Here is a 20,142-nt window from a genome sequence, read left to right as displayed (position 1 = left end):
TGCTGCCCAGAGTATTTCATTATTTGATCAAAATATCTTTAGGAGATGCGTGTTGAACACGTATTTATGTCTAATGAGCGAACTTCAAACTGTAGTGAATTTAATTAATTAATAAATTCACCTGTCCATTTAACAGTTAAAATGGTAGAATTTTTTAACTTAATATTTCCTTAATAAATGAATATCATTAAAACAATATTTACACTCTTTGAGATGTTTGGTACTATATAGACCATGGTGTTCGGTGAGTGTATGTACTGGGCATAATTTCACTTATTAATTTGTACTAGGAGACTTAAATGAGCACAGAAACAATGGTGCAAAGCAGCGAAGCACTTTCACATCAAGTAGTTCGTGCTGTTAAGGGGTATTTGACGAGTATTAACAATAAAGACTCTAATTTGAATCTATATCAATTAATCGTTGAAGAGGTTGAAGCACCTTTATTTCGAACTGTTATGGAATTAACTCGCTATAATCAATCAAAAGCAGCACGTGTTCTTGGTGTAAGTCGTGGAACTTTACGTACTAAGTTGAAGCGCTATTTTGACGATGAATTTATTGGAACTCGCGATTTTTAATTAATTTAACCTCAAATTTTCAATAGTATTTTTCGATTAATTACCCCCAAATAGTGGTCTTTCGGTAGGCACTCTGCTACTATTGATAACAGAGTTGGTCAGGCAATCGCTCTTTGCTGCTGCAAAGGGAGGAAAGTCCGGGCTCCAAAGGGCAGAGTGCCAGGTAACGCCTGGGAGATGCAAATCTACGGAAAGTGCCACAGAAAATATACCGCCTTTTTAAGGTAAGGGTGAAATGGTGCGGTAAGAGCGCACCGCGCGATTGGTAACAGTCGTGGCAGGGAAAACCCCACTCGGAGCAAGACCAAATAGGAATCCATTTGGCTGTAAGGCTAATACGTGTGGCCCATACGGGATTCGGGTAGGTCGCTTGAGGCGTGTGGTGACACACGTCCCAGATGAATGATTGTCCACGACAGAACCCGGCTTATCGACCGACTCTTTTTCTTCCTAGTTTTCATCTTCAAAATAAAATAAAAGTTTTCATTTTAGTGTTTGCTAGTGTTCATTTTAATTTGGTCATGTATGACTAATTTCATTAATTATGGACTTTCAGCATGAGCTTGCTAGTGTTTTCTTTGTCTTACCTGAAATTATTTCTTCCATAAAATCCCCCTAAAAACAGCAAGATAGCATTTGAGAAAAAAAATCATACCAAATGGCTAAAGAAGTACATGCAATACTTTCAGAATTAGACGATAAATTATCGAAAAAAGATAATATGGCCAGTGCCAATATGAGTTTTAAAGAGCGATTTCAACAGCTTAGAGCACCAGCAATAGAACTCCAAAAAGAAGAAGATGGAATTGCGTCAGAGAGTTTGATGGGTTATAAGCCAAATTAGTATATAAAAATAAAGTAAATAGGCATTTCATAGATAATTAAATTAGGATGTGTTTCCAATTCATCCTCGACCTAATTTAAATTAAATCTGCAACCCCATTTGCAGGGATGATAATTTATCTGCATATTTTTTACTTAGTGTTTTTTTTCAGTATAAAGTAGCTAATGCCTAATACAGCACCATACACAATATGGCCTACCAAAGCAGGTATATTTTGTTTGACGCCTTCAATAGTCCATTTGGCAAATAAAGGTGCACCTGATGAAAGTGCGGGTAGCAGAGTCATAGGACCTCCTATCCACAAAGCAAAACCAAATAGTACACCAAGACCTACAGCAGAAATCCAGGAGTTGATTAACCATCCTAAAATTAAAGCAAAAGCTATCCCACCTCCTATACTTACGACAGTATGGACTAATAAACCACCCGCCATACTAGGAAGATTGATGATATTTCCTAATGTCTCGAGCATTCCAGCATGAACAAGAAAAAAAGCAAACACAATACCTGCAATTATTCCTGCAACGGCTCCTTGCCAAATCCAATTGATATTTCTCATGGAGAATTCCTTATTAAATAAATCTTGAGCAAATATATTTGTGATTTCATCTATGATGAGCTAATGACTCATCGTGCAAATGCATATCGTATAAAACCGCTCCTACGTCTTTGGGTATGGGTTTAAGCCAGGGAGATTTCTTAAGAGCCGTCATTGCTTGTTCGTATCCCATTTCAATACCTTCGCGTATCGAAGTGGGTGAAAAAGCATAATCTTTGGAAGAGAGATCAGTTGATGTATGATGGCGATGAAAACGTACCATCAGCATTGTTGATTTACATCCTAACGCTCTTAATTTTCGAGCATGAGGATCTTCTTTCACTTTATCTGGAAGCATATCATAAAGAGCAGAAATTGCATGTCGCATTTCGTGAGCTTCACTAAAGGACTTTATTACTCGTTTATAATTACTCGCATAACTAATATCTTTATGTCTTAATAAGACTTGGTCTAAATTAGAAGGCAAATCTCCATCAGGATCAAACAGATGTACCATAAAGCACAATGTATTTTTGCGAGGTAGATCATTCAAAATTACCTCAATTGGTGTATTGTTAACAATTCCACCATCCCAATAATATTCTCCATCAATTTTTACTGCTGGAAATCCAGGAGGTAAGGCACCACTTGCCATAATATGTTCGGGATATATCTTTTGGTTTTTTGTATCAAAATGGACTTCTTGTCCATTATCCACTCTTACCGCAGATAAAGTTAGGCGGGTTTTACCACTGTTCAAAAGATCAAAATCGATTAGACGTTCCAGAGTATTACGAAGTATGGATGTGTCATAAAAACTGATCTCCTCGGGAACAGCCTGATGAATAAAATGAGGAGATATCATGCGTGGCTGAAAAAAACCAGGTTGACCTAAAAGTAATGTGGCATGGGCATGCCATTGATTATACAACTTCCGTAGACCTTCTTCTGAACTCAAATGATGCCACCAATTCAAAGATTCAGGGGAGCTAATTATTTGCCAGAATTCTTTTAGTTTCTTCACGCGATCTTCTGGTTTATTTCCAGAAACAATAGCTGCATTAATTGCGCCAATTGATATACCACTCACCCAATCAAAATGATATCCAGCTTGTTGTAAGGCGTCAAAAACTCCAACTTGAAAAGCGCCTAAAGCACCGCCTCCCTGAAACAAGAAGGCGACTCTATCCCATATTGGTTTTCCTTGCATCTTCTTAGTCATCTTAACCTCTATTCCTAAATTAATTACTAATCCATATTAAAAAGATACAGCACTTTCTCTGAAAACTAATTATTTCAATTCATGGTTACTTGTTTTTATCAATTTATTGTTGGGTGGGTAATTAATAATATTTAGTATTAAATTTTTATTATTTCAAGAAAATTACTCGTCATTAGTGTGGATAAAATATTCTAATAATTGTCAATCTACAAGATTATTTTGTTGTTAAAATTTAATCAATAAGATTTTATTTGATAATACATGGTTAATAATCGTTCGACCAATTGGAATAGCGGTAGTATGTAGTAGGAGCCTGAATATGCCAAAGAAATTGAAAAACTATTCTCCAATTCTAGAAAATAAAAAAATACAAGAAAAATTAGATCTAAAATTAATACAAGCTAATGAGTGGGGCGAGGAGCAACTTAAGACAGCAGGTACAAAAGATCATTTGTCTGCTGGCATTATTAATGCTGTAAAAGAGGCTGTTCTAGTTCAAGAAAAATTTAGTGCTGATATGCAGCATGTGAAAAATTTACTAATTACTTTAGCAGGAAATAGCTCAATAAATGACAAAAAACAAAAAATTATTGATAGATATGTCGAAAAAATAGATAAATTAGTTTAATTATACAATGAGTTAAATCATAGTCACTTTTACAAAAGCAAGTAGAGCTCCTAACTGTGGCATTAACGAAGAATGATCCGAAATCGAAAGATGCAGAAAAAAACAATGTGGCTAGTGCCAATACGAGTTTTAAAAAACGACTTCAACAGCTTAGAGCACCAGTAGTAGAACCCAAAGAAAATGTACATGAAATTGTTTCAGAACAAGTTATGTTTTCAAAGCCAAATTAGCATACAAAAAATAAAGACATTTCATAAATAAATTAAGTTGTGTTGACGAATTGTAAACACGACCTAATTTATTTTTTATTGAAAAAAAATCCAAACTGATACTAAGTAAAGGAGACAAAATCTAAGTTAATTTAAATCAAATTTGCATTCAGAACTTGCTTCTTTAGATTCTTTATCAGTGATACTAAAACATTTAAATAAACTAAAGCGCATAGGAGTAAATGGATTTTTATTCGCGTTCCAAGGTACAAATTTTTCCATATTTTTGAAATAAGATAATTGTGGTGCATTCAATGTAATCAATGGATGCTCATCAAAAATGCGTTGAATTTCTTCTTCAAGATATTTTTTGAGTTTTTCTCCATCAGACCCTGTCACCAATTTATATTGATAGGCTAAGGTAATATGCATCTCTTTAGGAATTTTATGGAGAATATTAAAGGATTCTGCAATTCTTTCGATTAATTCTCTTTGTTCTTGAGGTATTTCAACCTGAAGCTGGATTACGCTAGATGCACGAATAGATTTAAGCTTAATCTGGGGATAAATTTTGTTTTCTTCTAAAACAGAATGTAATTGTCTCAATGTACTTAATCGTTCAGTTATAAATTTTCCCCAGTTATCGCCTCCGTCAGCCATTTCGGTATAGAGATCTATTGCAGTCATATGATAACTATTTGGAGGGAGAGGAGCAAAATAGCTAGATACTAAGTTTGAATTAAGAACATTATGAATTTTACTCCAAAAAGCAGCATCGCTTTTTGATGTATTTGCAATTACTGTGACTCCGGGAAATTCCGTATATTGACCTTGGGAATTGATTTTATCTAAATATCTTTTCATCACATTAAATTCCGTTAAAATTGAATATAAAATTATAATACAAAATGCTTAAATATAAAACTATTTTTTGAAATGATAAATGTTTACGAAGCATGTATATCTCGTCTTTGCGAGCATGACCACAGAGATTATCTGCAACAACACTGATGAAGCGAAGCCTATCCAATTAGGCAGATAATAGTTTCTGCGCGCAAATATCCATTCTGCATATTAATCAATTAGTTTAAAGTGGTAAGATAATGAATTAATTTCAATCAACTTCCTATCAAATGCTTCTTCAAAAGAAGATTAATTTGTTCGGGGTTTGCTTTTCCTTTAGTTTGTTTCATTATTTGCCCAATAAAAAAGGCTAATAATTTTTCTTTTCCTGCTCGGTAATCAGCAACTTGCTCGGGGTATTGTTCTATTAATTGAACAATCATATGCTCCCAAAGAGCGGTATTATCTGACTGATGAAAACCTTCACGCTCAATGATTGCTTCAATATCTTTTTCGCCGGCCCATAGTAAAGTAAAAATGGTTCGTGCATTATTTAGAGAAATAATATTGTCATGTAACTTATTAAGTAGACTAGCCATAGTTTTTGCCGGTACGCGAGGGCTATCGAAGGTAAGATTTTCTTCATTTAAAGCAGCTATATATTGTCCTTTTAACCAATTAATGATCATTTTTTCTGTGGCATGGCTTTGTCTCTTTATTTCTTTATAAAAATAATAGGCTGCTGGCGAAGAAAGAATAAAATGAATGTCTTCCTCATTTAATGAGGGTATATTTTGTAACTCCAGATGGATTTTATCAGGGAGATCAGGTAGGTTATTTTTAACTTCAGAGATGAGAGAAGCGGTGATTTGAATGGGTAATAAATCAGGATCGGGAAAATAACGGTAATCGTTTTCATTTTCTTTGCTACGCATCGCATGAGTAGTATGTGTGTCGGGATTATACAGACGAGTTTCTTGAATTACTTGTTGTCCATTTTCCAATAAATCCATATGGCGTGCTTTTTCATACGCGATTGCTTTTTCAATAAAACGAAAAGAGTTTAAGTTTTTTAATTCAGTTCGTGTCCCTAATGCAGCAGAGCCCTTGGGTTTTAATGAAAGATTCACATCGCAGCGAAAATTACCTTCTTGCATGTTCCCATCACAAATATCCAAAAACTGAACCAATTGATGTAATTTTTTGAGATAGCTAACCACTTCATGGCTGGAAAATAAGCAGGGGGTTGTTACTATTTCTAGCAATGGGGTGCCCGCACGGTTCAGATCAATACCACTATAGCCAGAATGTACACCATGCAATGATTTACCTGCATCCTCTTCCAAATGGGCACGTACAATCAAAACTTCTTTTTCACTACCATCATTCAAAGTAATGGTTAATTTACCGTTACTGATAATTGGTTTTTGAAATTGACTGATTTGGTATCCTTTGGGTAAGTCTGGGTAAAAATAATTTTTGCGTTCAAAAATGGATTGATCCTGGATTTCTGCCTGGATGGCTAAACCAAATCGAATTGCCATAATTACAGCCTCTCGGTTTAATACGGGCAAGACTCCAGGAAAGCCTGCATCAATAAAGCATGTTTGTGAATTAGGAGTGGCGCCAAATGTGGTGGATGCACCGGAAAAAAGCTTAGATTTTGTTTTAAGCTGAATATGTACTTCAAGCCCAATGACTGTATCCCATTCCATAGTTCACCCTTATTGATTTGGATTGGCTAAATGCCAGTTAGTCTGTTGTTGATAATGATGAGCAACCTGAAGCAAACGGTGTTCGCTAAAATGTTTGCCCATAAGTTGCAGTCCTATGGGTAATCCTTGAGCAAATCCTGCTGGTATGGAAATTGCAGGTAGTCCAGCAAGGTTGGCAGCTACAGTAAAGACATCAGCTAAGTAATTTTTAATGGGATCCGCAATTTTTTCCCCGATTTTAAAGGCGCATGTTGGAGTGGTTGGTCCTAAAATTACATCTACCGTTTTTAAGGTAGTGACAAGTTCTTCTTGGATTAAGCGACGAATTTTTTGTGCTTGCAAATAATAAGCGTCAAAATAACCCGAAGAAAGTACATGCGTTCCAGTAAGAATACGGCGTTTTACTTCAATACCAAATCCTTCACTACGTGTATTGCGAATAAGATCTGTTAAGCTTGTTGCTTTATTACTGTGATAACCAAAACGTAGCCCATCATAACGTGATAAGTTAGACGATGCTTCAGCGCAAGCAACTACATAATAACAAGGCACCCATAATGGTTGTAGTTGCAAATCCAACTCAATAATTTCTGCGCCCATTCCCTCAAAAACGCTCACTGCTGTACGAATTGCCTGTTGTACTTCTGGTTCTACTTGGGGTTGAAAGAAACATGAAGGTAGGCCAATTTTTAGTTTGGTTAAGGGCTTATTGAGTTCTTCATAATAATTAGGGATTGCAGCTTCAACGGAGGTTGAATCTTTAGGATCATGTCCGGTCATAGATTGGATCACCAGAGCTAGATCTTCAGCACTTCGGGCCAGAGGTCCTGCTTGATCAAGGCTGGATGCATAGGCAATCATTCCATAACGCGAAATAAGGCCATATGTGGGTTTTATTCCACTGATTCCACATAAAGCAGCGGGTTGTCTTATCGATCCACCCGTATCGGAGCCTATCGCAAAAGGGACTAGACCTGCAGCTACGGCTGCTGCGGAACCTCCAGAAGAGCCTCCTGGAACTCGTTCTTTATCCCATGGATTTTTGACGATACCAAAGTAACTGTTTTCATTGGATGAACCCATGGCGAATTCATCCATATTGGTTTTACCAAGAAGAATGGAGCCATGTTCTAAAAGTTTATTCACCAGAGTTGCTTCATAAGGAGCTCGAAAATCAGCAAGCATTTTAGAAGCACAGGTCGTTGTCATTCTTTTAGTACAAAATAAATCCTTCAGGGCCATTGGAATTCCAGTGAGTGTTTTTCCTTGGCCATTTTTTAATTCCTGATCGGCTTTTTGGGCTGCAAGCAGGGCGTATTCTTCATCAATACTAATAAATGCATTTAAATCGCTTTGTTTTGCAATTTGTGTCAGACAGTGTTGTGTTAATTCAACGCTAGAAAGTTTGCCTTGACGCAAAGCATGGGAGCATTGTTTTAGAGATAAGATGTCCATAGTTATTTACTCTGTTCTATCACTTGAGGTACTAGATAAAGTTCATTTTCAAATTTGGGTGCAAGTACTGCTAATTCAGTCACGCAAGTTTCTTCCGTAACCCGATCAGGTCTAAGATATTGATTTAGAGCAAGGGGATGAAAAAGTGGTTCTATTCCTTGAGTATTAACAGCACGCAATTGATCTACAAAGTTCATAATGGCATTCATATCTTCGATAAGCTTAGGTGAATGTTCTATATCTGTATCGAGATAGGCTAGTTGAGAAATCTTTTCTAACTCTTTTACTGAGATGGTCATAGATTAGGTACCTTACAAGTTGAATCCTTATTATATCTAGGATGTAGTAACTTACAAATATTATTGTATTTTGGGTGAAGCGGGCTAAGTAATGTAATGGTAAGGTATATCCACTCATCTTTTTAAATAAGGAAACTCATCGTATAACAATTGGACTACATTAGGTAGCAGCTCCTTATTTTTTACAATAAGAAGCACTGTATCATCACCCGCAATAGTCCCCAAAATGCCGGGGTTTTGTGTATTCTGAAGCGAAAAAGAAACATATTTTCTATCAATGTAAAAAGCAAGACTGTTTGCGTTTCCGGGATGGGTATGGAGTATTATTAGCCCATAATCCGAAATTTGCATGTTCAAAACTAAGGGTAAATTGGGTAGATTAAAATCGATTACTTGATAAGTGCCGCCAATTTTCGCAATTTTTAGTTTTTTGAGTCGACGCGATAAAGTTGCCTGGGGAATCGTGTAGCCTCGTTTTTTTAAAGCGTTTTGTAAATCAATTTGTTCTTCAATTTGTTCTGTCTGCACAATATTTAATATATGTCCATCCAGAGCTGGATCTTGGCTCATTAATATCTCCCTTTTACTTGATATTTTGAATACATAATCACTTTTAAGAAATTATATTCACAATTCCTTGACAAAACAATAGTGTGTTGTTAAATTTAAAAAACGCATAAAAACTGGATTTAAATTCAAATGAAAATCATATATTCTATTATTTTGGCAAGCTTAGCTTTTGTTATATCTTTAAGCTATGCAGATATATCTGAGGAAAATACAAATACAATTCATTTTGCCACAGCCGCAGAATATCCACCATTTGAATATAATGATTATGGGGAAATTAAAGGGTTTGATATTGATCTTGCTCGTTTGATTGCTAAAAAACTAGGTAAAGAAGCTTATTTTGATGCCATGCAATTCAGCGGTATTTTACCTGCATTAAGCTTGGGGCAGGTTGATGCAGCGATTTCTACAATGACGATTACTGAACAGCGAAAAAAGAACTTTGATTTTACCGAGCCTTATTATTTCGAAAGCATGGCGGCAGTATTTCCAAAAGAAAAACCAATTAAGAATACAAAAGAATTAATTGATAAAAAAATAGCAGTCCAATTGGGGACTACTATGGAAATTTGGTTAAAAAAGAATGTGCCTAATACCAATATATTAGTGATGGATAATAACAATCAAACTATAGCGGCATTAAAAGCAGGGCATGTGGATTTAGTATTGGTAGACGGGATACAAGGGGCTGTTTATAGTCAAAAAAATCCCGGATTATCTTTTGCGGTTATTGCTCAATCAGCAGATGGTTACGGTATTGCACTAAAAAAAGGCTCACCTTTGACTCAGCAACTCAATAATGTTTTACACGATTTGGAGCAAAGTGGTGAGTTATCCAAACTGAAGAAAAAATGGTTGGGAGACGCCCAATGGCAGAATTAAATCAAGATATTCTTTATATTGGTGAAGGGATTTTAGTGACGTTAATCCTGTTGTTTGGTGGTTTGTTGATAGGAACCTTCTTGGGAACCTTGCTGGCATTATTACGTTATCAAGGAATAATGAAACCTCTTATTAATGGATTTATTTCGATTATGCGAGGTACTCCAGTAATTTTACAGTTGAGTTTTATTTATTTTGCAGCGCCAGCATTAATTGGAATTAAAGCAAATATTATGGTAGCGGGACTAATCACGTTTGGTTTGAACAGTTCTGCATATATAGCTGAAATTTTGCGAGCAGGTATCGACCATTTACCAAAGGGGCAGTTTGAGGCGGCAAAAACACTACACATCCCTAATTTTTATTTATGGAAGGATATTGTTCTACCACAAGTAATTAAAAATGTTTTGCCTGCTTTTATTAATGAAATGATCGCGTTACTCAAAGAAACTGCTTTAATCGCGACTATTGGGGGTATGGATTTGATGCGTAGAGCCCAGTCTGTTGCCGCTGAGCAATTTACCTATTTCATCCCTCTTTGCATTGCGGGTTGTTATTACTATGCGTTGGTTCTCTTAATTGAATCTTTAGGTAAAAAAATAGAACAGAGGGGGCTTTATGTTAACCATTAATAAAGCATGCAAGTACTTTGGTGAGTTATCGGTATTAAACAATTTAGATCTTCATATTAAAGCACACACAGTACTTGGTTTGGCGGGACCATCAGGAAGTGGAAAATCTACATTATTGCGTTGTATCCAACAATTAGAAACTTTGGATTCTGGGACAATTGAAGTAGTAGGTAAAAGTGGTTTCATGTTCCAAGATTTTCAACTTTTTCCGCATATGACTGTAATGAAAAATTTAGTATATGCGCCACAATTACACCACAAAAACGTAAACCATGAGGGGCAAGCACATGCTCTTTTAAAGAGTTTGGGTATTAGCGATAAGGCATATGTTTCTCCCCAAAAGTTATCGGGAGGACAAAAGCAGCGTGTTGCCTTAGCACGAAGTTTGATGATGAAACCCCAGCTTCTACTTTGTGATGAACCTACATCAGGTCTTGATTTAGCAACGATTGATGAGGTGATTAGTTTATTAAATTCAGTAAAATCTTTAGGTGTTACGATGATCATTGCGTCGCATGATCTTGATTTCTTAAGCAAGATGGCTGATCGATTAATTATTCTTAAAAATGGCCAATTAGTCGCAGATGTAGTTCCTAAAGAATTAGCTGAACCAATAGCACATTTAAAACAATATTATCAGGAGTAAACGATGACTGAATCCATAAAAAAAATTGTTCTTGCTTATTCAGGTGGCCTTGATACATCAGTGATGATTCCCTGGCTTAAAGAACATTATCAACAAGCAGAAATTATCGCGATGGTTTGTGATTTAGGACAAAATGAAGATTTATCTGCAATTAAAGAGAAGGCAATTAAAAGTGGTGCTGCAAAAGCCTATGTGATGAATGTTCAAGAGGAGTTTGTCAGTAATTATCTATGGCCTTTAGTAAAATCAGGAGCGCTTTATGAAAATCAATATGTTTTAGGCACTATTTCCCGACCTTTAATCGCGCAAAAATTAGTTGAAATTGCATTACAAGAAAATGCAGATGCAATAGCTCATGGAGCAACTGGCAAGGGTAATGATCAGGTACGCTTTGAATATACGATAAAAGCTTTGGCCCCAGAACTTAAAATTATTGCTCCATGGCGAATTTGGAAGATTAAGTCAAGACAAGAAGCGATAGAATATGCCCAATTGCATGGAATAGAAGTACCGGTAACGCCTAAATCTCCTTATTCACGAGATCATAATCTTTGGTATATTTCGCACGAAGGAGGTATGTTGGAGGATCCAGGACAACCCAAGCCGAATGATTTGTTGTTAATGACAACTGCTTTGGAGCATACACCCAATCATTCAGAGCTCGTACATATTGATTTTGAACAGGGTATCCCTGTTGCTCTAAATTCTAAAAAAAGATCCCCAGTTGAATTGCTGAACGAATTAAATCAAATAGCAGGTGCACATGGAATAGGTGTGGCTGATATTGTAGAAAATCGATTAGTTGGGATGAAAATCAGAGGCGTGTACGAAGCTCCTGCAGCAGCAGTGCTTTATAAAGCACATCAAATGCTAGAAAGTTTATGCTTAGATAGAGCAACATTGCATTTAAAACAATCTTTACAACACACTTATGCCAATTTTGTATATGAAGGACGTTGGTTCTCTCATGCTAAAAAAGCATTGGATGCGCTAATCGATGTGACCCAACAGCATATTACAGGCACAGTGACATTGCAGTTATTTAAAGGGAATATAATTCCTGAGAGTATGCATTCACCTTACAGTCTTCATGATCCTGCTTTAGCTACTTTTGAAGAGGATAGTGTTTATAATCAAAAAGATGCAGAAGGGTTTATTAATTTATTTTCTCTGTCAGCACAAGTCTATGGCAAGGTACATAAAAACAAGGAGAATTGTAATGAGTCATAAAACTTGGGGCGGAAGATTTAAGAAAGCACTGGATCCTAGAGTAATGCATTTTAATGCCTCATTGCCTTTTGACAAGATACTTTTTAAGCATGATATATTGGGAAGTCAGATACATGCAAAAATGCTTGCTCGCCAAGGGCTTGTTACTCAGAATGAGGCGGACTGTATTTGTAATGCTTTAACAGAAATTGGTCATGAGCTCGAAAACAAAAACCACGAGTTTGATGAGTCTTGTGAAGACATCCATATGCTCATTGAACAATTATTGATTGCTAAAATTGGTGAAGTTGGTAAAAAGCTGCATACAGGCCGCAGTCGTAATGATCAAGTTGCTTTGGATCTAAGGTTGTATTCTCGTGAGGTAGGGGAGCACATCAGTCAGCTTTTAAATCATTTGCTCCATGTTTTAGAAGACCTCGCAAAATGCCATGCTCAGGATAAAATGCCTGGTTATACCCACTTGCAACAAGCTCAGCCTATTTATCTAGGACAATTTTTTGCCGCTTATCGTGCGATGTTTCATCGAGATTTGGAACGTTTGCACGATTGGCAAGAAAGGATGAATTATTCCCCTTTAGGGGCTGGAGCTTTGGCAGGAAGCTCTTTACCGCTTGACAGAGCATGGGTGGCACAAACTTTGGGATTTAAAGGGATTATTGAAAATACATTGGATGCGGTAAGTGATAGAGATTTTATTATTGAGTTTTGTTCTGTTGCCGCAATAATAATGATGCATTTATCGCGTTTGGCTGAAGACTTAATTCTTTGGTCGACACAGGAATTCGGTTTTATCACACTTGATGATGCATTTGCTACAGGCTCTTCTTTGATGCCCAATAAAAAAAATCCGGATGTTTTAGAACTTATTAGAGGAAAAAGTGGCCGGGTTTATGGGCACCTAATGGGCATTTTAACCGTAATGAAAAGTTTGCCTTTGGCTTATAATAAAGACATGCAAGAAGACAAAGAATGTTTGTTTGATACTGTAGATACATTGAGTGCTTGTTTGGAAATCATGACTCCTTTTTTACAGAGTGTGCAATTTAATACAAATGTGATGAAAGAAAGGGTGGGAAGTGGTTATTTAGATGCTACGGCACTTTTAGAATCATTGGTATTGCAAGGAATACCTTTTAGGGACGCGCACCATCAAGTTGGATTGTGGGTCAAAGAAGCAATAGAGAATAACTGTTCTTTGAGTGAAATTATTAAAAATCAATGAGATGCTGTTTGAATAAATCTTCGTCTTATTTATATGAGAAGCGATGATCTGCCTGTATATCGCGCCTAGTGCGTGATATACAGGCTCTAGATGTTCTGAAAAATGGTTCTATTAGGTTCGCGCTTTTGAGAATGGGTTACTGAAATCTTGGTTGAATGAATTGAGGTAGTTTCCTTCATATCTTCTTCGACCACTTTTTATATTTTTATAGTCTTTATTAAGGATATTTCAATGCACCAATGCTGAGCGGATGATGCAGAGAGGTTCTACAAAGTATGCCAGACTGAGCTGCACGAAGATAAATTGAGGGAATAAAAGAAATGAATAATTGGATGATTTATGGAGCAAATGGATATACTGGGGAATTAATTGCAAGAGAAGCAAAAGTTAGAGGGCTGAATCCCATTCTCGCAGGGCGTAACGAGAAAGCAATCCGATTATTAGCAAAAGAACTGAGGTTTAATAGTCGTGTTTTTAACCTAAGTGATCAGAAAAATATAATAAGTCAGCTTTCTGATGTTCAATTGGTTTTAAATTGTGCTGGACCTTTTTCTACCACAAGTCAGCAAATGATAACAGCATGTATTCGGTCTGGTACCCACTACATCGATATTACTGGCGAAATTTCAATTTTTGAATACGCCCATAATCAAAATCTGCTAGCAGAAGAGGCTAACATTGTTCTTTGCCCAGGAGTTGGATTTGATGTCACACCAACGGACTGTATTGCAGCTCAATTAAAACAAATGCTTCCTGATGCCAATTATTTGGCTCTTGGATTTGATTCGAACTCAGCCATGTCCCCTGGTACAGCAAAAACAGCAGTAGAAGGTTTGGTTCTTGGAGGAAAAGTTCGCATTAACAGTCAAATAAAAACAGTCCCTCTGGCCTGGAAAACCCGCGTCATTGACTTTGGTAGGGGAGAAAAATTAGCCACTACTATTCCTTGGGGAGATATAAGTACTGCTTTTTACACCACGGGCATACCTAATATTGAAGTATATATCCCAATAAGCCCTAAAAGATTATCTATTTTGAAACGAGTCAATTATATACGATGGCTTTTAGGTTGGAGTTTTATACAAAATTTTCTTAAAAAGAAAGCTGCTGAGCAAAAGGGGCCTAATATAGAACAATTTAAAAGCCAGCTAACGTATGTCTGGGGTGAGGCAAAGAACGCTCAAGGCAAAAGCAAAACAGTTCGGATTATAACAGCTAATGGTTATGCTCTCACTGTAGCCAGTAGCCTAGAAATTGTTGAGCATTTGCTAAAAAACAAAGAAAAAGGTGGTTATAGAACACCTTCGCAATTAATGGGATCAGATTTCATTACTAGACTACAGATAAATAAATTCAATTCTGAGAGTCTTAATAACCGTGCTGCCGACTTATGATGATAACCATGCGTTTCGCAAAATTCATCAATATACGTCAGCACGATTGCCACGGAGATAACGCAAACACCGTGTTTTAAATATAAATCCATTCTCAACTCCCCCATGCTGGTTCCCTTTTTTCGGCAACAGCAATATTGAGGCAACGATGCAATTTACATACTTAGTTGGGCATGGCTTCGGCAACAGGTAATTTGAGGCCATTCGGAATAGAATGGTTTTAAAACTTATTAATCTTTATTTAATCTTCATGACCTATAATTAATCAATAGCATTAAATACAGGCCTGAATATGAACATACACGCATACGTAGATGGTAAATACTTATTTACAATTAAAAGTGATGTAGCCCATGAAAATGTGCAAAATAAGAAAGATACTAGAGATTATATAGGCGTTCGTGGTTCCGAAGAAATTGTATCGATTTACAAAGAGGTAGAAAAGAGACTCTCTGGCGGCAATTATGGGATAACTCCCAGCACTCAAGATGAGCTTGATAGTAAGTCTTTGGACAAGACAAACATCAGTGAATATTTAGCAAAAAAATATCCTAATTTGGAGCGATTAGAACTTAGAGCAGATGACGATAGTTACACCTCTAAAATATCAAACACGATGGGAAAACAATATGGTTATCCTTTAGTATGGTTAAATTGTAATAAATATAATTTTAATAACCCTAATGGGATGCAAGAACATCAGTGGGAGCGCTGTCTTTTTCAAACTACAAATGATTTAGATAAAATGAGTTCTTTAATTGAGTATTTTAAAGAACATAAGCAAGAAAATGAACAAGTTTTATATCAAGGAGGACTTTCTTCAGTTCTAGACAGCTTGAAAAATTCAGCAACAGATAATCTATTACTTAAAACCCGAAGAATTCCTACAACGGTACCCTATGAAATAAGGCTTATGGAAAAATACGACAGTCAAAAAGGGTTCGCATTTTATGAGAGCTCCTCACAAGATACTTATATAACAAATAATATAGAGTCTTGTTTAAATGATATTATAGAACAGGGACTTTTTGATGATCACATACTTCAACATTTTGGTGAAGATGGTGAAGTAACTGGCGGAGTATCAAAAACCATAAAAATTTTATCCCCGGTTACAGTAAGAAATCCCAACTACAGCCACGTAACCATGCAAGCCATTACCTTGAGCATGGTGGATAATAAAATAAACTGTGATGTCACTTTGTATGAAGGATTATTAAGTGCCCCCTTTAAAGATCAAGAACTAGAATGTGTAGCAGAAACGAAACAAAGTATTAGCGATTTCTTCGCTAAAAAAGGCTTACAGATGGAACCTATTTCAACCAATGTTCATAACTTAAAACTTCAATTACCCTTACAGACTCATTGTGGACGATTTGTAATGACTTGGATGGCTGCAGAGGTAGCCGGCGTTGATATTACCAAGTTAAGTAATTACAGCGAGCCATTTAACCAAATTTTTGGAAAAATTGATAAAGATGGCGACAAGATTTTTCGTTCTGGAGATACGCGGGTTCCTCCAGAAAAAGCGTTTAGCCATTTTCGCGAAAATTTAGAAAATTTTTTACAAGTGCGACAAGAAGAATTTAAAAAACAATACCTTAATACAGGAAAAGAAGAGATTGCACTCACTAAAGAATTAATTGCCTTAGTCGATAAATTACAAAATGCCAGTACACCCGACAACTTACTGGCAATAGAACAAAAAATGTCGTATTTGAGCGACAGTCGCTTGAAAAAAATCATTAATGAAGGAATGGCGAATCTTGGCTATGGATCGCTACAAACTCTAATAACTCAGAATAAATTCCCGGAGAATCTTGAAATTGTTGAAATTGAAGATGACTTTTTCCTCGTAGAGGATATCACTGGCGATCAACTGGCGCAAAACAGACAGTATGCAATGAATAATCCAGTAACAACCCAAGACATGAAAGATAGATTAACAGAAATCAAAAAAGAACAAGAAGAAGTGAATCTTACAGTCATACCAGTGAGTACAGGGAAATAAGTGTTATTGTTGTATCAAGACTAATTTCTTGAAGAAGCCAGAGGCGTATTAGGTTGTAATTTACTGTAGTAAATCTTAAGAGTAGGGGCAGGTTTTCCAGAACCCCGCCTACGTCCCATTTCGCTAGAAAAACCCTACTTAGTAAAACTTTTTCAAGCATAGCGAAGAGGCAAATTTCTCCAATTTAACTCATTTTTGGAGTAGTAGTTTTTTCAAAACTTTGTTTCAACATCTCTTCGAGAACATCTTTTGCTTTCTCGGGTGAATCAAGACCAAAAGAATTGCTAAAACCTAGCCCTTGACCAAAACTGGCGTTATGAATTGAATATTGACTTTTATCTAAATATTTTGTGGCATTATCGCAAGAAGCAATAGCTGCTTGTAACGCACGACGATAGGTAGTAATACTTTCATGCTCTTGGGCCCATTGAGCATATTGATAATATGCTTCAGCCAATAACATATACGCATAACTCCCATAAAGTTCCAATAGAGATTTGGCTTGTTTAATGGCCTCCATGAGCAATTCTTTAGCGCTCTCTCCCTCTTCTAATTGCCCATGAGTCACTTTATCGAATAAAACAATATTATATCGTTGTACTGCATGAACCGAATTAAAGCGCATAGCTTCCTTCAAAAAGCGAAGTTCACTGAATGAAAGTTCATTTGGCAATGCAGCTTTTACTTGTTGAGACAGATAGAAAAAATAAGTGCCTCGCAGCAAATCAAAACTATTAATATTCTCATGCTCGTAAAAAGTGATTCGTTTTCCGGTAAAAGCAGATACAGAAAACCCGAGTTGAGAATATAAATTACTCCATAATTGTCGATATAGATCTTTTTTACACATTGTCGCAAATTCAGAACTTGCATACGACATTTTGGTGATAAAACCAATATCTGCTACAGATTTTGTCGAGGAGAAAAAAACTGACTCTTCAAACGAACCCTGTTTAATCTTCTTAAGAGTCATTTCTTCTAAAAAATTCAACTTTAAAAAATCACTTAAAGTAAGAAGAGTAAAAATAGTTGTTCGTGCATGGCTCATACTGTATTCGTATTTTATTTAATCATATAGTACTTTATCAAGTCAGTGCGAAAAAATCAACATCATTTGTTATGAAAAAGAGATAATTGATCAAACTTTTTTTAACCTAGAAAAAACAATTGAATTATTCAGTTTTTTCTAGGTTTACGATTTGAGTACCATAAGCATTCAAATTCGATTTTGTAATTATGGAAAACATTTCATATCATCACTAACTCGCTCTAAAGGAGTGGTATCTTTAATTTGCTGATGTGGAGAAGTAAAAAATCGACTACCATGACTTGCTGTACCTACAGAGGGACTTACTTGTGAATCTACAGACGGTAGAGAAGCTACGAATCTTTTGACAAGTGCGCGTTCAATAACCTGCTCATAATTTGATGGCAACAGAGTCACTGAACTGAGATTCTCTCGGGGTTCAGTACGAAAACGGTATATAGGATATTCACAGGGCGCTTTTCCCCAAAGGATGTCTAAATCTTTTTGCCAATTAAATAAACCACATCCCGTTGCTGATGGTGCAAATGGATTGAGTTCTATCACCATGAGGATATAAGTGCTTTCGCCTATTTCAATTTTATTTTCATCGGTTACTTCACCATGATATTCGCTTATAGGAATTAGAGCTAAATCAACAATATATTCACGAGTACAATTTATCGAATTATCATCATCTTGTTCACTTGAAAAGTTTAAAAATTTCGCAACGGCAGGATCGATGGACTTAAGAACATAATTTTGAAATTTTAAAATAAGACTCTTCTTGATCGCCTCATCTAAAAAATTAAAGCAATCTCCAGGTGCTTTATCAAAATACAAAAAGTGAAAATATTGGGATATAGCAGTAACAATACTTTCTTGACGACAACGTCTTGATACAAAAAGCCTAAACTCATGATCGGGACGAATATTATACCATTCACGCAAAACAATATTCGTTTTACAATCAGGAGGTGACTCTGAATTAAGAAGTGCAAATAAATCATTTTGGACTCTAGGACTTTCTTGGATCATTTGAATTATTTTTTTGCCGCTGGTAATTTTCATTGATTTTGCCATCGAGGCAACAAAAGAAACGAGTTGTTGATTCTTGTTGTCGGTATTTTTCCAATAAGAGTAATCATTACTCATCATGGTTTCTGCTTCATCAAATAAATATCTAGAATCTTTAGGGCTTCGAGTAGACAACCTCATAAATACTTCTTGATTCTTGAATTGAGAAAGGAGCTTATCAAACGTTTGTTCTAACTTGATACTCTGGTATTCTGAGGAGCTGTTACCGATTAAAAATTGAATGTCTTCATGGTCGAGTGAGAAAAAGCAAGATTCGAATGTATACTTTTTCAAATGAGGATACCAATTTTCTACTGAAAACTTATCTACTGCTTCCCATCTAGTTGATGAGGTCGGATTAGTGGTTTGAGTTGCGGGAAAATACAAGGGATGGTTTGGATCCAACCACGGATAGCTTTCGTAATCAATCTCTTCACCTTGCTCACCATTGCTGTCGATGAGGATAAAATCATCAATGTCAGTAAAATCTTCATCCGCTTCATCGAGTAACGTACTTATTTGCTCAGGGTTTTGTATTTCAGTCTTATTTGGGGTGAAACTTTTCACGTACTCTTCAAATTGAGGAAAAATTGTCTCCGATAGGAATTGATCACTCAGCTCTATTCTGTTTTCGATTGGCACAGTACTCTCTGGAAGATTAAAAAATAACAACAGCTTCTTTAGATCAGTTTCTGATAAGTGACTCACATTCAATAATATTTTATGAGATGCTTGCTCAGCAGTCATAGCATTTTCATCAAGTTCCAATTGAACCTGTTTCATAACCCAATGCATAAAAAGATTCTGATCCTTAATTCCGGCATCTTTTAAAAGTAAGTCTAATTTATCAAAAAAGTTCATTATTGCCTGCCTCTCAAAAAAGTATAAATCAGCGTTCATATCATGAGCCACCTATTTGTATGGCCAGACTCGACTAATGATTCGGTCTTTAAACTTTATAACAGAAAAAAATCTGACTTACAATTTTTTAATCTATGTGGCCTTTATTTGCACTCGAGTGCAGCTAAAACTTCAGGCAGAGTTGGGGAAAATTTTTGCATATAAGTGATTAAATTAGATACAACATTGAGATTCTTGCAGAACAGCATTTTTAAAGTAC

20 protein-coding genes and 1 other RNA gene are annotated in these 20,142 nt (G+C 36.0%); 12 read left to right on the top strand and 9 right to left on the bottom strand.

The window, feature by feature from the left end; all coding sequences use genetic code 11:
• Window positions 1-299: 299 nt before the first annotated feature.
• The 3 genes from Lsan_RS16060 (at window position 300) to Lsan_RS16055 (ending at window position 1,425) form a co-directional block, all read left to right on the top strand.
• Window positions 300-581, top strand: a complete 282-nt coding sequence (locus Lsan_RS16060) for a helix-turn-helix domain-containing protein (RefSeq protein WP_058515147.1) — start codon at window positions 300-302, stop codon at window positions 579-581.
• Window positions 582-671: 90 nt separating this feature from the next.
• An RNA gene (gene rnpB / locus Lsan_RS17250) (RNase P RNA component class A) lies at window positions 672-1,027 on the top strand.
• Between the two features lie 212 nt (window positions 1,028-1,239).
• Complete coding sequence (locus Lsan_RS16055) at window positions 1,240-1,425, top strand: hypothetical protein (protein ID WP_058515146.1); 186 nt, start codon at window positions 1,240-1,242, stop codon at window positions 1,423-1,425.
• Between the two features lie 130 nt (window positions 1,426-1,555).
• Here Lsan_RS16055 and Lsan_RS16050 read toward each other — a convergent pair whose 3' ends face one another.
• Both Lsan_RS16050 and Lsan_RS16045 read right to left on the bottom strand, forming a co-directional pair.
• A complete protein-coding gene (locus Lsan_RS16050) occupies window positions 1,556-1,984 on the bottom strand; it encodes a hypothetical protein (RefSeq protein ID WP_058515145.1) in 429 nt (142 codons plus the stop codon).
• A gap of 46 nt (window positions 1,985-2,030) precedes the next feature.
• On the bottom strand, window positions 2,031-3,185 hold the full coding sequence (locus Lsan_RS16045; RefSeq protein WP_058515144.1) for a patatin-like phospholipase family protein: 1,155 nt from the start codon (window positions 3,183-3,185) through the stop codon (window positions 2,031-2,033).
• 319 nt (window positions 3,186-3,504) lie between these two features.
• Here Lsan_RS16045 and Lsan_RS23130 point away from each other — a divergent pair, with 319 nt between their 5' ends.
• A complete protein-coding gene (locus Lsan_RS23130; protein WP_237762165.1) occupies window positions 3,505-3,813 on the top strand; it encodes a hypothetical protein in 309 nt (102 codons plus the stop codon).
• 56 nt (window positions 3,814-3,869) lie between these two features.
• The gene (locus Lsan_RS22225; protein WP_157068317.1) at window positions 3,870-4,043 is read left to right on the top strand and encodes a hypothetical protein; all 174 of its coding nucleotides are present in this window, start codon (window positions 3,870-3,872) and stop codon (window positions 4,041-4,043) included.
• Between the two features lie 126 nt (window positions 4,044-4,169).
• Here Lsan_RS22225 and Lsan_RS16035 read toward each other — a convergent pair whose 3' ends face one another.
• The 5 genes from Lsan_RS16035 to Lsan_RS16015 all read right to left on the bottom strand — a co-directional run bounded on the left by Lsan_RS16035 (window position 4,170) and on the right by Lsan_RS16015 (window position 8,904).
• The gene (locus Lsan_RS16035) at window positions 4,170-4,886 is read right to left on the bottom strand and encodes a DUF1868 domain-containing protein (protein ID WP_058515143.1); all 717 of its coding nucleotides are present in this window, start codon (window positions 4,884-4,886) and stop codon (window positions 4,170-4,172) included.
• 254 nt (window positions 4,887-5,140) lie between these two features.
• Window positions 5,141-6,580 carry an Asp-tRNA(Asn)/Glu-tRNA(Gln) amidotransferase subunit GatB gene (gene gatB / locus Lsan_RS16030; RefSeq protein WP_058515142.1) on the bottom strand — a complete coding sequence of 480 codons (1,440 nt, stop codon included), beginning with the start codon at window positions 6,578-6,580 and terminating at the stop codon, window positions 5,141-5,143.
• 9 nt (window positions 6,581-6,589) lie between these two features.
• Window positions 6,590-8,035: an Asp-tRNA(Asn)/Glu-tRNA(Gln) amidotransferase subunit GatA gene (gene gatA, locus Lsan_RS16025; protein WP_058515141.1), complete on the bottom strand. Its 1,446-nt coding sequence runs from the start codon at window positions 8,033-8,035 to the stop codon at window positions 6,590-6,592.
• A 2-nt stretch (window positions 8,036-8,037) separates the two neighbouring features.
• Window positions 8,038-8,334, bottom strand: a complete 297-nt coding sequence (gene gatC / locus Lsan_RS16020; protein WP_058515140.1) for an Asp-tRNA(Asn)/Glu-tRNA(Gln) amidotransferase subunit GatC — start codon at window positions 8,332-8,334, stop codon at window positions 8,038-8,040.
• Between the two features lie 114 nt (window positions 8,335-8,448).
• Window positions 8,449-8,904 (bottom strand): arginine repressor, encoded by a 456-nt coding sequence (locus tag Lsan_RS16015; RefSeq protein WP_058515139.1) that lies wholly within the window; start codon window positions 8,902-8,904, stop codon window positions 8,449-8,451.
• Between the two features lie 129 nt (window positions 8,905-9,033).
• Between Lsan_RS16015 and Lsan_RS16010 the strand changes: the two genes are divergently transcribed.
• The 7 genes from Lsan_RS16010 to Lsan_RS15980 all read left to right on the top strand — a co-directional run bounded on the left by Lsan_RS16010 (window position 9,034) and on the right by Lsan_RS15980 (window position 16,921).
• Window positions 9,034-9,786, top strand: a complete 753-nt coding sequence (locus tag Lsan_RS16010) for a substrate-binding periplasmic protein (protein WP_058515138.1) — start codon at window positions 9,034-9,036, stop codon at window positions 9,784-9,786.
• On the top strand, window positions 9,774-10,418 hold the full coding sequence (locus tag Lsan_RS16005; protein WP_058515137.1) for an amino acid ABC transporter permease: 645 nt from the start codon (window positions 9,774-9,776) through the stop codon (window positions 10,416-10,418). Before Lsan_RS16010 ends, Lsan_RS16005 begins: the two co-directional genes overlap by 13 nt.
• The gene (locus Lsan_RS16000; RefSeq protein WP_058515136.1) at window positions 10,405-11,064 is read left to right on the top strand and encodes an amino acid ABC transporter ATP-binding protein; all 660 of its coding nucleotides are present in this window, start codon (window positions 10,405-10,407) and stop codon (window positions 11,062-11,064) included. Before Lsan_RS16005 ends, Lsan_RS16000 begins: the two co-directional genes overlap by 14 nt.
• Window positions 11,065-11,067: 3 nt before the next feature.
• The gene (locus Lsan_RS15995) at window positions 11,068-12,294 is read left to right on the top strand and encodes an argininosuccinate synthase (RefSeq protein WP_058515135.1); all 1,227 of its coding nucleotides are present in this window, start codon (window positions 11,068-11,070) and stop codon (window positions 12,292-12,294) included.
• Window positions 12,284-13,516 (top strand): argininosuccinate lyase, encoded by a 1,233-nt coding sequence (gene argH, locus Lsan_RS15990; protein WP_058515134.1) that lies wholly within the window; start codon window positions 12,284-12,286, stop codon window positions 13,514-13,516. Before Lsan_RS15995 ends, argH begins: the two co-directional genes overlap by 11 nt.
• Window positions 13,517-13,836: 320 nt before the next feature.
• A complete protein-coding gene (locus Lsan_RS15985; protein ID WP_058515133.1) occupies window positions 13,837-14,910 on the top strand; it encodes a saccharopine dehydrogenase family protein in 1,074 nt (357 codons plus the stop codon).
• Window positions 14,911-15,202: 292 nt separating this feature from the next.
• A complete protein-coding gene (locus Lsan_RS15980; protein WP_058515132.1) occupies window positions 15,203-16,921 on the top strand; it encodes a hypothetical protein in 1,719 nt (572 codons plus the stop codon).
• Window positions 16,922-17,105: 184 nt separating this feature from the next.
• On the opposite strand, the gene Lsan_RS15975 is transcribed toward Lsan_RS15980, so the two are convergent.
• The gene (locus tag Lsan_RS15975) at window positions 17,106-17,969 is read right to left on the bottom strand and encodes a DUF5630 domain-containing protein (RefSeq protein ID WP_058515131.1); all 864 of its coding nucleotides are present in this window, start codon (window positions 17,967-17,969) and stop codon (window positions 17,106-17,108) included.
• Window positions 17,970-18,155: 186 nt separating this feature from the next.
• Window positions 18,156-19,883 carry a cell division cycle protein 123 family protein gene (locus Lsan_RS15970; protein WP_058515361.1) on the bottom strand — a complete coding sequence of 576 codons (1,728 nt, stop codon included), beginning with the start codon at window positions 19,881-19,883 and terminating at the stop codon, window positions 18,156-18,158.
• Window positions 19,884-20,142: the final 259 nt, after the last annotated feature.

It is taken from the genome of Legionella santicrucis (assembly GCF_001468135.1).
GTDB lineage: Bacteria > Pseudomonadota > Gammaproteobacteria > Legionellales > Legionellaceae > Legionella > Legionella santicrucis.
Note: the sequence above shows the minus strand (reverse complement) of the source record. Positions and strands in the feature narration are given on the sequence as shown.